The sequence below is a fragment of the Kitasatospora sp. MMS16-BH015 genome, from assembly GCF_002943525.1.
Taxonomy (GTDB): domain Bacteria; phylum Actinomycetota; class Actinomycetes; order Streptomycetales; family Streptomycetaceae; genus Kitasatospora.
Genome location: NZ_CP025394.1, coordinates 6790607 through 6804507, shown reverse-complemented (window position 1 = coordinate 6804507; position 13901 = coordinate 6790607). Strand labels below are relative to the sequence as shown.

1 protein-coding gene is annotated in these 13901 nt (G+C 75.2%); it reads right to left on the bottom strand.

The genetic code is table 11. The annotated features are described in order from the left end of the window. Positions 1-47 precede the first annotated feature (47 nt). A complete protein-coding gene (locus CFP65_RS29075) occupies positions 48-13733 on the bottom strand; it encodes a type I polyketide synthase (RefSeq protein ID WP_104821202.1) in 13686 nt (4561 codons plus the stop codon). Positions 13734-13901: the final 168 nt, after the last annotated feature.

Sequence of the window (13901 nt, the reverse complement as noted above, 5' to 3'; positions counted from 1 at the left end):
AGTCCTGTGCCGTCGGTGAGTCGACGGTCGGGCAAATCGAGTCAGGGTCAGTCGAGGTCGTCCAGGAGCGCGAAGAGCTCCTCATCGCTCGCGGAGTCGAGATCGGCGCTGTCGAGCGCGGGGGTCGGCTCCGACCGTCGGCCACCGGCCTGCGCAGGTGCGACGGCGGAGGTCTCCTCGGGGACCAACCGGGTGCGCAGGTGCGCCGCGAGTGCCACCGGGGAGGGGTGGTCGAAGACGGCGGTGGGGGGCAGGCGCAGGCCGGTCGCCGCGTTGATCCGGTTGCGGAGTTCGACGGCGGTCAGCGAGTCGAATCCCATCTCCTGGAAGGCCCGCTCGGCCACCACCGCGTCACGGTCGGCATGGCCGAGCACACCGGCCACCTGGGTGCGGATCAGGTCGGTCAGCAGCCGCTCCTGGCCGATCCGGTCGAGGTGCACCAACTCGTCGGCCAGTGTCGGCCCTTCGGTCGCCGGCGCCGTCTCGGCCCGGCGGCGGGCGGCCGGCACCAGGGCACGGAGCATCGGCGGCACCTCGACCCCCTGCTCGCGCAGCGCCCCCGCGTCCAACCGGGTCAGCGCGAGCACCGGCTCGTCCGTGGTCAGCGCGGCATCGAACAGGGCGAGCGCGTCCCCGGTGCTCAGCGGGCGCAGCCCGAGCCGGGCCAGCCGCCGGAGATCCGTCTCCGCCAGGTGGCCAGAGATGGTGCTTCCCTCCGCCCAGAGGCCCCAAGCCAGCGAGACCCCCGGCAGACCCAACGCCCGACGATGCCGCGCCAACGCATCCAAGTACGCGTTCCCCGCCGCATAGTTGGCCTGCCCACCCGTCCCCAACAGACCCGCCACCGACGAATACAACACGAACGCCGACAACTCCGACCCGCGCGTCAGCTCATGCAGGTTCCACGCCGCCACCGCCTTCGGCCGCAACACCGCCGCCAACCGCTCACCGGTCAGCGTCGACACCAGACCGTCATCCACCACACCCGCCGAATGCACCACCGCCGACACCGCATACTCCGCCAACACCGACCGCAACGCCTCACGATCAGCCACATCACACGCCGCCCACACCACCTCCGCCCCCAACCCCGCCAACTCCGCACCCAACTCAGCCGCCCCCGGCGCACCCCCACCCCGACGACTCACCAACAACAACCGCCGCACCCCATGCCCCACCACCAGATGCCGCGCCAACACCCCACCCAACACACCCGAAGCACCCGTCACCAACACCCACCCCGAACCCCAACCAGGGCCCCCGGCAACCGAATCGACCTCAGCCCGCACCCACCGAGGCACCGAGACCCCGCCGGAACGGATCGCGGCCTCCGAGACACCCGAGGCCAGCACCCCGGCCAGCAGCGCCTCGTAGTCGGAACTCTCGTCGGCGTCCACCAGGACGAACCGACCCGGGTGCTCCGTCTGCGCCGACCGCACCAGACCCCACACGGCCGCCAACCCCAGATCGGCACCGTCACCGACCAGCACCAGACGCGAACCCTCCCACCGCGCCTCAGCCAACCAGCCCTGCACCAACTCCAGCACGCCCGAGGTCACTTCACCGACCACACCACCCGACACCAACGGCACCACCACCACCGAAGGCACCACACCACCCACCAACAGCCCACCCAGCTCGGCCACCGAAGCCCCCGCACCGAGCACCACCCACCCGTCCCGAGTCGCGGTCTGCACCTCCAGCGGGTCCCAGTCCACCCGGAACAGACCGTCCGGCGCGGCGGCCGCGCCTGCGGCCCGCAGGGCCTCCGCCGAGCGGGGGCGCAGCAACAGGGAGTCGACGGTGGCCACCGGGGCGCCGGTGGCGTCTGCGGCGACGAGGGAGACGGTGAGCGTCCCGGAGTCGGTCGAGAGGGCCGGCGTCAGCCGGACCCGCAGGGCGGAGGCGCCGGCCGCGTGCACGCGGACGCCGGACCAGGTAAACGGGAGCCAGGGCTGGCCGCCCTCCTCCACCACACCCGGGAGGAGGGTGTGCAGTGCGGCGTCCAGCAGTGCGGGATGCAGCACATACCGCCCCGCCTCACCCCGCACCCCCTCCGGCAACACCACCTCCGCGAACACCTCACCAGAACCCCGCCACACCCGACTCAACCCACGAAACGCCGGACCATACCCGTACCCACCCTCCGCCAACCGCCCGTACACACCACCCAGATCAACCTCCACCGCCCCCACCGGCGGCCACACCCCCACACCACCCACATCGACCGAACCGACCGACCCACCCACACCCACCACACCCGAGGCATGCAACACCCACGCCCCACCACCCTCAGACCGCGCAAAGACCTCCACCCCACGCGAACCACCCACACCCACCGCACCCACCACCACCTGCACCGACACCCCACCACGCACCCCCAACACCAAAGGCGCGCCCAACACCAACTCCTCCACCACCCCACAACCAACCCGCTCACCCACACCCGACAACAACTCCACGAACACCGAACCCGGCACCACCACCGACCCCAACACCACGTGCTCACCAAGCCAGTTGCGGCCGGAGAGGCGTCCGGTGAACAGGTACTCGTCCTCGCGGCCGGCCAGCTGCACCATGCCGCCGAGCAGCGGGTGGTCGGTCTCGGCGAGACCGAAGCCGGCGGCGTCGCCGACGCTGTCCGGAGCCTCCAGCCAGTGGCGCTGGGGGGCGAAGGCGTAGGTCGGGAGGTCCACCCGGCGGGCGCCGGGGTAGAGCGCGGACCAGTCGAGCTCGGCACCGCGGAGGTGCAGGTGGGCCAGGGCGGCCGCCAAGGTGAGCAGTTCGGATCGACCGGCTCGCAGCGCGGGCCGGAGGGTGCCGGGCTCCTCGGCCAGGGTGTCCAGGGCCATCGCGGTCAGCACTCCGTCGGGGCCCAGCTCCAGGTACTCGGTGACGCCCTGGGCTTCCAACTGGCTGACACCGTCGGCGAAGCGGACGGCGGCGCGGATGTGAGCGGCCCAGTAGTCCGGCGAGCGGAGCTGGGCGGCGGTGGCGAGCTCACCGGTGAGGTTGGAGACCACCGGGAGCTGCGGATCGTGGAAGGTGCACCCGGCCGCGAGGGCGCGGAACTCCTCCAGCACCTCGTCCATGTGGGGCGAGTGGAAGGCGTGGCTGACCGGCAGCCGCTTGGCACGGCGGCCCCGGGCACGGAACTCGGCGGCGATCGCGTCCACGGCTGCTCCGTCACCGGAGATCACCGTCGAGCGCGGCCCGTTGACGGCGGCGACGGCCACCGCGTCCGGCCCGTACCCGGCGAGCACCGTGCGGACCTCCTCCTCGGCGGCCTCGAGCGCCGCCATCGCGCCGCCCTCCTTCGCGGCCTGCATGAGCCGGGCCCGGCCGGCCACCAGGGTGCAGGCGTCGGCCAGGTCCAGCACACCGGCGAGGTGCGCCGCGGTCAGCTCGCCGACCGAGTGGCCGAGCAGGAAGTCGGCGGCCAGACCGTGGTGTTCGAGCGTGCGGTAGAGCGCGACCTCGACGGCGAACAGCGCGACCTGGGTGTACGCGGTCTGGTCGAGCAGCGCCGAGTCGGCGGTGTCCGGCTCGGCGAAGAGCACCGCCTTGAGCGGCCGCTCCAGCTCGGGGTCGAGCAGCTCGCAGACGGCGTCCAGCGCGGCGGCGAACACCGTTACACGGTCGTGGAGTTCACGCCCCATGCCGAGCCGCTGACTGCCCTGGCCGGTGAACAGGAAGGCCGTCCGACCTCGCTTCGGACCGCCGCCGAACAGCACGCCGGGGTCATCCTGCCCCGCAGCCAACCGACCGAGCGAGGCAAGCAGCTCATCCCGTCCGGTGCCGACCACGGCCGCCCGGTGGGGCAGGGTGGAGCGGGTGGTGGCGAGGGTGTGGCCGATGTCCGCCACCGTGAGATCAGGGTGTCCGGTGAGGTGGCGGTGCAACCGCTCGGCCTGGCGGCGCAGTGCCTGCGGCGACTTCGCCGAGAGCACCCAGAGCGGCAGCGCCGGAGCAGGCGCCGGGTGCTCGACCGCCGCCGTGGGCTCGGCCTGCTCGACGATCACGTGGGCGTTGGTGCCACTGATGCCGAAGGAGGAGACGCCGGCCCGGCGCGGTGCGCCGGTCTCCGGCCACGCCCGCTGCTCCGTCAGCAACGCCACCGCGCCCGACTCCCAGTCCACGTGCGGCGACGGCTCCTCCGCGTGCAAGGTGCGCGGTAGCACCCCGTGCCGCATCGCCTGCACCATCTTGATCACCCCGCCGACCCCGGCCGCCGCCTGGCTGTGCCCGATGTTCGACTTCAACGACCCAAGCCAGAGCGGCCGTTCGGCCGACCGATCCTGCCCGTAGGTCGCGATCAACGCCTGGGCCTCGATCGGGTCACCCAGCCGCGTCCCCGTCCCGTGCGCCTCCACCACGTCCACCTCCGCCGCCGACAGCCCGGAACTCGCCAACGCCTGTCGGATCACCCGCTCCTGCGCCGGTCCGTTCGGCGCGGTCAACCCGTTCGACGCACCGTCCTGATTCACGGCCGTCCCCCGCACCACCGCCAGCACCCGATGACCGTTCCGCCGCGCGTCGGAGAGCCGCTCCACCAGCAGCAGACCGACCCCCTCACTCCACCCCGTCCCGTCCGCCGACGCGGAGAACGACTTGCACCGACCGTCCGCCGACAGACCACGCTGCCGGGAGAACTCGACGAACGTCGTGGGGCCCGACATCACCGTCACCCCGCCGGCCAGTGCCAGATCGCACTCGCCCTGTCGGAGGGCTTGCGCCGCCAGGTGCAGCGCCACCAGCGAGGAGGAGCAGGCCGTGTCCACGGTGACCGCCGGGCCCTCCAGGCCGTAGGTGTAGGAGAGCCGCCCGGAGAGCACGCTGGAGAGGTTGCCTGCCAGCAGGAATCCCTCGAACTCGCCCGGGGAGCTGGGCAGTCGGGAGGCGTAGTCGTCGTACATGGCACCGACGAAGACACCGGTGTCGCTGCCCCGGAGCCCGTCCGGGTCGAGACCGGCGCTCTCGAAGGTCTCCCAGGCCGTCTCCAGCAGCAGCCGCTGCTGCGGGTCGGTGGCCGTGGCCTCCCGGGGCGAGATGCCGAAGAACTCGGCGTCGAACCGGTCGGCCTCGTGCAGGAAGCCGCCCGCGCGAACGTAGGAGGTGCCACGGTGGTCCGGGTCCGGGTGGTAGAGCGCCTCCAGGTCCCAGCCGCGGTTCTCCGGGAAGCCGGTGACCGCGTCGGTGCCGGTTTCGACCAACCGCCACAGGTCCTCGGGCGAGTTGACCCCGCCCGGGTAGCGGCAGGCCATCCCGACGATCGCGATCGGCTCCTCGGACGGAGCGGTGACCTTGGCGGTGGGCCTCGGGCCCGCCACCACCTGCCCGAGCAGGTGCGCGGCCAGCGCGGCCGGGGAGGGGTGGTCGAAGACGGCGGTGGCCGGCAGGCGGAGGCCGGTGACACGGTTCAGCCGGTTGCGCAGGTCCACGCCGGCCAGCGAGTCGAACCCGAGGTCCTTGAAGGCCCGTTCGGCCTCGATGAGACCAGCCTCGGCGTGCCCGAGCGCACCCGCCACCTCCGCGCGGACCAGATCGAGGACGGTGGCGGCCCGCTCCTCCGGCCCGAGCGCGGCAAGCCGCTGGGCCCAGGTGGCGCCACCGGCCGGCTCGGCCGCCCCGAGGGCGGCCCGGGGTCGGGGCCGCCGGACAAGGCCGCGCAGCAGGACGGGCGGCTGCTCCGGCCCACCCCGGTGCCGTGCCAGGTCGAGCGCGACCGGCACCGCCAGTGGTGCCCCGCCCGCCAGTGCGGCGTCGAACAGCGCCAACCCCTGCTCGGGCGTCAGCGCCGTCACCCCGGCCCTGGCCCACCGGGCGAGGTCACCCTCGGCCAGCCGGCCGCCCATCCCGTGGGTCCCCTCCCACAGGCCCCAGGCCAGCGCGGTGGCGGGCAGCCCGGCCGCCGCCCGGTGGGCGGCGAGCGCGTCGAGGTAGGTGTTGGCCGCCGCATAGTTGGCCTGGCCGGCGGTGCCGGTGAGGCCGGAGACGGAGGAGAACAGGACGAAGGCGGCCAGTTCCTGATACTGCGTCAGCTCGTGCAGATGCCGGGCCGCGTCCACCTTGGGGCGCAGCACGGCCGTCAGGCTCTCCGGGGTCAGCGTGGCGACGGTCGCATCCGCGAGCACCCCGGCGGTGTGCACCACCGCGGTCAACGGGTGGGCGGCCGGGATCGCGGCCAGCACGGCGGCCAGCTCGCCCCGGTCGGCGGCATCGGCGGCCACCACGGTCACCCGCGCCCCCGCCGCTTCGAGCTCGGCGGCCAGCGCCGCCGCACCCTCGGCCGCCGGCCCACGCCGACTGCTGAGCAGCAACCGCCGGACACCGTGCCGACCGACCAGGTGCCGGGCCAGCAACGCGCCGAGGCCCCCGGTACCGCCGGTGATCAGGACCGTACCGTCCGGATCCCAGCCGACCGGGCCGACGGCCCCCGGGGTGGCCGGGTCGGCCGGGTCGGCCGTGGTGACCGGGGTGGTGACCGGGGTGGCCAGGTCGGCCGGGGTGAGCGGCACCGCCGGCGCGGCAGCGGTGACCGCGCCCGGGCCGGCGGCCGTAGCGGATGCGCGAACGGCCGTCGGCCCCACGGTGGGGCGGGCGAGCCTCGGGACGTGCAGCTGCCCGTTCCGGAGCGCGAGCTGCGACTCGCCGAGGGCGGCGGCGCCGGCCACGGCGGCAGCCAGCGCCGCCGGCTCGGTGCCCGCCTCGTCCAGGTCTAGCAGCACCACCCGGTCCGGATGCTCGGACTGTGCGGAGCGAGCCAGGCCCCAGACCGGCGCAGCGGCCAGACCGGTCACCGGATCCCCCTGCTCCACCGCCACCGCCCGCTCGGTGACGAACACCAGCCGCGCCCCGGCGGGCCGCTCCTCGGCCAGCCACCGCTGGAGCACCAGAAGCGCCCGCTGCGCCGAGGCGTGCGCGGCCTGCCACGGCTCCACGCCCTCGGCCGAGGCGGCCCCGAAGCGCACCAAGGCCAGCTCGGGCTCCGCCCCGCCGCCCGGCAGCTCCTCGCCCTCGACCTCCACCCAGCGCGGCACGGCCACCTGGGGCACGGCGAGCACCGGCCACTCCAGCGCGAACAGCGCATCGGTCACCGGGGTGGCGGCCAAGCTCGCCCTGGCCGCCCGCCGGAGCGTCAGCGACTCGACGGCGGCCACCGCCGCACCGGTGCCGTCGGCCAGGGCCAGCGTGAAGGCATCGGTGCCGGTCGGCACGATCCGGGCCCGCAGCACGGTGGCACCCATCGCGCCCACCATGACACCGCTCCACTCGAACGGCAGCAGGATGCGACCGGCGTCAGCCGGATCGGCACCGGCCAGCACCAGCGGGTGCAGCACCGCATCGAGCAGCGCCGGGTGGAGCGCGTAGGCCTCGGCCCCCGCTGCCCGGCCCTCGGCCGACGGGCTCTCGGGCAGCCGGACCTCGACGAAGAGCTCCTCGCCGCGCCGCCACACCCCCCGCAGGCCCTGGAACGCGGGCCCGTACTCATAGCCGGCCTCGGCCAACCGGCCGTACACGTCGTCCAGTTGATCGGCGACGGCGCCGACCGGCGGCCACTCCCGCAGGTCCGTGACCGGCCCGGGCACCGCCGGGGCCAGCTGACCCGAGGCGTGCCTGACCCAGGGCAGCGGCGCCTGCGCGCCGCCCTCCGGGCGGGCGTGCACGGAGAACGGCCGTCGGCCGTCGGCAGCTGTGGCGCCGACCGCAACCTGGAGCCGGACGGCCTGCTGCTCGGAGAGCAACAGCGGTGCTTCCAGGGTGAGTTCGGTGACGGCGGTGGCTCCGGCACGCTGCCCGGCCGCGAGGGCCAGCTCCAGGAAGGCGGTGCCCGGCACCAGGGCGGTGCCGTCGATCCGGTGGTCGCCGAGCCAGCCGTGCGCGCCCGAGGACAGGGAGAGGCGACTGGTGAGCACCAGGTCGTCCCGGTCGGCGAGTGCGACGGCGCTGCCGAGCAGCGGGTGGTCCGCCTGGTCGAGGCCGAGGCTGCGCGCGTCGGCGATGGGGGCGGGCGTGAGCCAGTAACGGCGGCGCTGGAAGGGGTAGGTGGGCAGCTCGGCGGGGGTGGCGGCCGGGAAGAAGCCGGCGGCCACGGTGGCGGGCGCCCCCGCCGTGAAGGCGCGGGCCAGCCCGGCGGCCAGGGTCTCGGGCTCGGGACGGCCGGCCCGCAGCAGCGGTACGGCGGTGGCGGAGCCGGTGAAGCAGGCGTCGGCCAGCGGGCTGAGCACGGCGTCCGGGCCGACCTCCAGGAACAGGGTCGCGCCCCGCGCCTCCAACGACCGGACGGCGGCCAGGAAGCGGACCGGCTCCCGCAGTTGGCGCACCCAGTACTCGGCGGTGCGCAGCTGGGCGGGGTCGGCGAGCTCGCCGGTACGGGTGGAGACCAGCGGCAGGGTGGGCGTGCCGTAGTCGACCGACTCCGCCACCTGCCGGAACTCGTCGAGGATGCCGTCCAGGTGCGGCGAATGGAAGGCATGACTGACCGTCAGCTGCCTGGTGCGGCGGCCTCGGGCCGCCCAGCGGGCCGCGACGGCGGCGGCGGCCTCGGCGTCGCCCGAGACGACCACGGACCGTGGGCCGTTGACCGCCGCGAGGGCGACCGTGCCCCGGTGCTCGGCGAGCGCGGCGGTGATCTCGGCCTCCTCGGCCTCGATCGCGATCATCACCCCGTCGGCGCGGGCGGACTGCATCAGCCGGCCCCGGGCGGCGACCAGTGCGGCGGCGTCGGGCAGCGACCAGAGACCGGCCAGGTGCGCGGCGGCGAGCTCGCCGATCGAGTGGCCGGCCAGCAGGTCGGCGTGCAGACCGAAGGAGTCCAGCAGCCGGTACAGCGCCACCTCGACTGCGAACAGGGCGGGTTGGGCGTACTCGGTGCGGTGCAGCAGGTCGGCCTCGGCCGTACCCTCTGCGGCGAACAGCAGCTCGCCCAGGGGGCGGTCGAGCCGAGGATCGACCGCGGCCAGCACCGCGTCCAGGGCCTCGGCGAACACCGGGTACCGCGCGTGGAGCAGCCGCCCCATGCCTGGCCGTTGGGCGCCCTGGCCGGTGAACAGGAAGGCGGTGGCGCCGGCCCGGCCGGCGGTGCCGCGCAGGAGGTTGGGGGCCTCGCCGCCGCCGGCCAGGGCCTCGAGCCCGGCCAGCAGGTCCGCGGTGGAGCGGCCGGTGACGGCGGCCCGGTGGCCGAAGGCCGTCCGGGTGGTGGCCAGCGCCAGCCCGAGCTCGGCCGACCGGGGCGCGGCCGGCCCGGCGACCAGCTCGCGCAGCCGGGCGGCCTGGGCGCGCAGCCCCACCTCGTCGCGGGCCGAGAGCACCCAGGGGACGGGACCCGCCGGCTCGACGGGCTGGGGCTCGGGCACGGCCGGAAGGTCCGGGGCCTGCTCCAGCACCACGTGCGCGTTGGTGCCGCTGATGCCGAAGGAGGAGACGGCGGCGCGCCGGCGGCGGCCGGTCTCGGGCCAGGGCCTGGCCTCGGTGAGCAGTTCGGCGGCGCCGGCGGTCCAGTCCACGTACGGGGTCGGGCGGTCGATGTGCAGACTCTTGGGCAACACCCCGTGCCGCATGGCGAGCACCATCTTGATCACGCCACCGACCCCGGCGGCGGCCTGGGTGTGGCCGAGGTTCGACTTGAGCGAGCCGAGCAGCACCGGTGCGCCGCCCTCGCGGCCCTGGCCGTAGGTGGCCAGCACGGCCTCGGCCTCGATCGGGTCGCCGAGCCGGGTGCCGGTGCCGTGCGACTCGACGGCGTCGATCTCGGCCGGGCGCAGCCGGGCGTCGGCCAGCGCGGCCCGGATCACGCGCTGCTGGGCGAGGCCGCTGGGTGCGGTGAGCCCATTGGAGGCGCCGTCCTGGTTGATCGCGGTGCCCCGGACCAGCCCGAGCACCCGGTGGCCGTTGCGCCGCGCGTCCGAGAGCCGCTCGACCAGCAGCAGACCGACGCCCTCGGCCCAGGAGGTGCCGTCGGCGGCCTCGGCGAAGGACTTGCTGCGGCCGTCCGCCGCCAGCCCGCGCTGGCGGGAGAACTCCACGAACATGCCGGGGGTGGACATCACGCTCGCCCCGCCCGCCAGCGCCAGGTCGGATTCGCCGCTGCGCAGCGATCGGACCGCCAGGTGCAGCGCGACCAGCGAGGAGGAGCAGGCGGTGTCGACGGTCAGGGCCGGGCCGGCCAGGCCGAGCTGGTAGGCGATCCGGCCGGACATCACGCTGGGGGCGGTCCCGGTGAGCAGGTGCCCGCCCACCTGCTCGGTCGCCTCGTGCATCCGTGGCCCGTAGTCCAGCGAGGTCGCGCCGACGAACACGCCGGTGCGGCTGCCGCGCAGCGACTCGGGGTCGATCCCGGCCCGCTCCACGGCCTCCCAGGCGCTCTCCAGCAGCAGCCGCTGCTGCGGGTCCATGGCGAGGGCCTCGCGCGGGGAGATCCCGAAGAACTCGGCGTCGAACCGGTCGGCTCCGGCCAGGAACCCGCCGGCCCGGGCCGTGGTGCGACCCGCCCGGTCCGGATCCGGGTCGTACAGGTCCTCGGGCCAACCCCGGTCGGCCGGGAAGGCGCCGATCGCATCCACCCCGTCGGCCACCAACTGCCAGAGCTGCTCGGGCGTTTCGACCTCGCCCGGGTACCGGCAGGCCATCCCGACGATCGCGATCGGCTCCTCCTCCGCCACCGCCGGCCCGGCGGCCGGAGTGCTCTCCTCGACCCCGGCCGACAGACTCCGGACGTACTCGATCAGCGCGGCGGGCGTCGGGTGATCGAAGAGCAGCCCGGTGGGCAGCACGCGCCCGACGGCCGTGGCCAGCACCTCCCGCAACTCGACCAGCATGAGCGAGTCGAAGCCCAAGTCACGGAAGGGCAGACGGAGTTCGAGCTCGGCGGCGGAGCCGAGGCCGAGCACCCCCGCCACCAGACCGGCGACCTCCTCGGCCTTCGGTCCGGCCGCCGCAGCCGCAGCCGCCGCAGCCACAGCCGCTTCGACACCGCCCGCCGCGCCCCCCGCCGGTTCCGGCACCGCCACCGCTTCGGCCGGCTCGCCCGCCACCCAGTACCGCTGCCGCTGGAACGGGTACGTGGGCAGGGCCACCCGCCGCGCACAGGCGCCGTCGAAGGCCGCAGCCCAGTCGACCGCGCCGCCCCGGACGAAGACCTGCGCCAGCGCCGCGTGCAGCGACCGCGCCTCCGGCCGGTCGCGCCGCAGCACCGGGACGGCCGCCAGCCCCGCCGGGCGGCGGACCGACTCCGCCGCCATCGCCGAGCAGGTGCCGTCCGGACCGAGTTCGAGGATGGTCCGGACACCCGCCTCCTCCAGGGCCCGCACGGCGTCCAGGAAGCGGACCGGGCGGCGGACCTGCTCGACCCAGTACTCGGGCGAGCACCACCGGGCGGCCGCCACCGGGGCGCCGGTGACGGTCGAGACCACGGGGAGCTGCGGCGGGTGGAAGGTCAGGCCGGCCAGCACCGAGCGGAACTCGGCCAGCATCGGCTCCATCAACGGCGAGTGGAAGGCGTGGCTGACGGTCAGCCGCTTGGTGCGGCGGCCACGGGCGGCGAGGGCGGCGGCGAGCTCGGTGACGGCCGCCTCCTCGCCCGCGATCACCAGGGCCGACGGGCCGTTGACGGCGGCGATCGACAGCCGGTGCTCGTGACCGGCCAGCAGCGGGCGGACCTCCTGCTCGGTCGCCTCGACGGCGACCATCGCGCCGCCGGCCGGGAGCGCCTGCATCAGCCGGCCCCGCGCCGCCACCAGCATGGCCGCGTCGGCGGCCGAGAGGGTGCCCGCCACGTGCGCGGCGGCGATCTCGCCGATCGAGTGGCCGGCCAGGAAGTCGGGGCACACCCCCAGCGAGCCGACCAGCCGGTACAGCGCCACCTCCACCGCGAACAGCGCGGGCTGGGCGTACTCGGTGCGGTCCAGGCCCGCGCCGGTCTCGATCACCTCGCGGAGCGGCCGGGGCAGCAACGGGTCGAGGTGGCCGCAGAGTTCGTCGAAGGCGGCCCGGAAGACCGGGAAGTCGCGGCGCAACTCCTGCGCCATGCCGGTCCGCTGGCTGCCCTGACCGGTGAAGACCACGGCGAGCCGGCCGGGCTCGGCCACGCCGGTGACCAGCCCCGGGGCGGTCCGTCCCTCGGCCAACGCGCGCAGCCGGTCGAGCAGCGGAGCCCGCCCCCCGGCCGGGGACACCGGGAGGACCGCCCGATGCTCGAAGGTGGCCCGGGTGGAGGCCAAGGTCCAGGCGGCGTCGAGCAGTTCGGGGGCTTCCTCGGCGCCGAGCGCGGCGTGCAGCCGAGCGGCCTGCTCGCGCAGCGCCGCCGGGTTACGGCCGGAGAGCACCAACGGCAGCAGCGCGGGCACGGGGCCGGACGCCAAGGCACCGGGCACGGGGCCGGCCCCCACGGCACCGGGCGCGGCGCCCAGGCGTACGGCGGCGGGCCCGGAGCCGTGGCGTCCGGCGGCGGTCTCGGGTGCCTCGGCCAGCACCAGGTGGCAGTTGGTGCCGCCCATACCGAAGGAGCTCACCCCGGCGAGCAGCCGCTCCGCCGGGCGCGGCCAGTCGGTCAGCTCGCGCTGCACCGCGAGGCCGAGCTCGGCCAGCGGGATCCTCGGGTTGGGGGTCTCGAAGTTGAGGCTGGGGGGCAGCTGGCGGTGCGTCAGGCCGAGCAAGGTCTTGACCAGGCCGACCAGGCCGGCGCCGCCCTCCAGGTGGCCCACGTTGGTCTTGGCCGAGCCGACCAGCAGCGGCTGATCGGGCCGGCGCCCGGCCCCGAGCACGGCGCCCAGCGCTGCGGCCTCGATCGGGTCGCCGACCGGCGTCCCGGTGCCGTGCAGCTCCACGTACTGGACCGCCGCGGCCGGCACCCCGGCCTGCCGGTAGACCCGGCGGAGCAGCTCCTCCTGGGCGGCCTGGTCGGGCACGGTGAGGCCGGGGGTGGCGCCGTCGTTGTTGACGGCGCTGGCGAGGATCACGCCGTGCACGCGGTCGCCGTCGGCGAGGGCCCGCTCCAGCGGCTTGAGGAGCACCACGGCGCCGCCCTCGCCCCGGACGAAGCCGTTGGCCCGGGCGTCGAAGGTGTAGCTGCGGCCGTCCGGGGAGAGCCCGCCGAAGCGCTCCTCGGCGAGCGCGCTCTCGGTCAGCAGGTTGAGGTTGACCCCGGCGGCGAACGCCAGCGTGGACTCTCCGCTGCGCAGGCTCTCGCAGGCCAGGTGGACGGCGACCAGCGAGGAGGACTGGGCGGTGTCGACGGTCAGGCTCGGCCCGTGCAGCCCGAGGTGGTAGGAGACCCGGTTGGCGATCACGCCCCGGCTGACCCCCGCCATGGTGTGCTGGGTGACGGCGTGCTCGCCGTGCCGGTAGACCAGGGCGGCGTAGTCGTCCCGGTGGCTGCCGACGAACACCCCGGTGCGGCTCCCGGCGAGCTCGGACGGCCGGATAGCGGCGTTCTCCAGGGCCTCCCAGGCGAGTTCGAGCACCAGGCGCTGCTGCGGGTCCATCGCGGTGGCCTCGCGCGGCGAGATCCCGAAGAAGGCCGGGTCGAACTCGTCGACCCCGGCCAGGTACCCGCCCCGGCGCCGCCCGGCCGCCGCCTCGCCGCCCGGGCGGAACCGGCCGACGGGTGCCTCGGTGATCGCGCTGGTGCCGGTGCGCAGCAACCGCCAGAACGCGGCCGGATCCGGGGCCATCGGCAGCCGGCAGGAGACTCCGACCACGGCGATGTGCGATCCGCTCGGCCCCTCGTCCGCCATCGCCGACACGGGCCGTCCTGCATTCGCCATCACGTCCGGATTCCCCTTCCTCGACATTCGGGACTGCACGTTCTGCAGTCTCGCCGGGCCGTCCCAGCGCCCGGTAACGTCCGGGTAACCCACCGGTAGGGGCTGGTCGGTGGGCGTGCCGTGCCCCCGGGATGAGCG

Excerpts from the sequence above, each read along its gene's own strand:
- CFP65_RS29075 (WP_104821202.1), bottom strand. The coding sequence starts at position 13,733 with ATGGCGGACGAGGGGCCGAGCGGATCGCACATCGCCGTGGTCGGAGTC.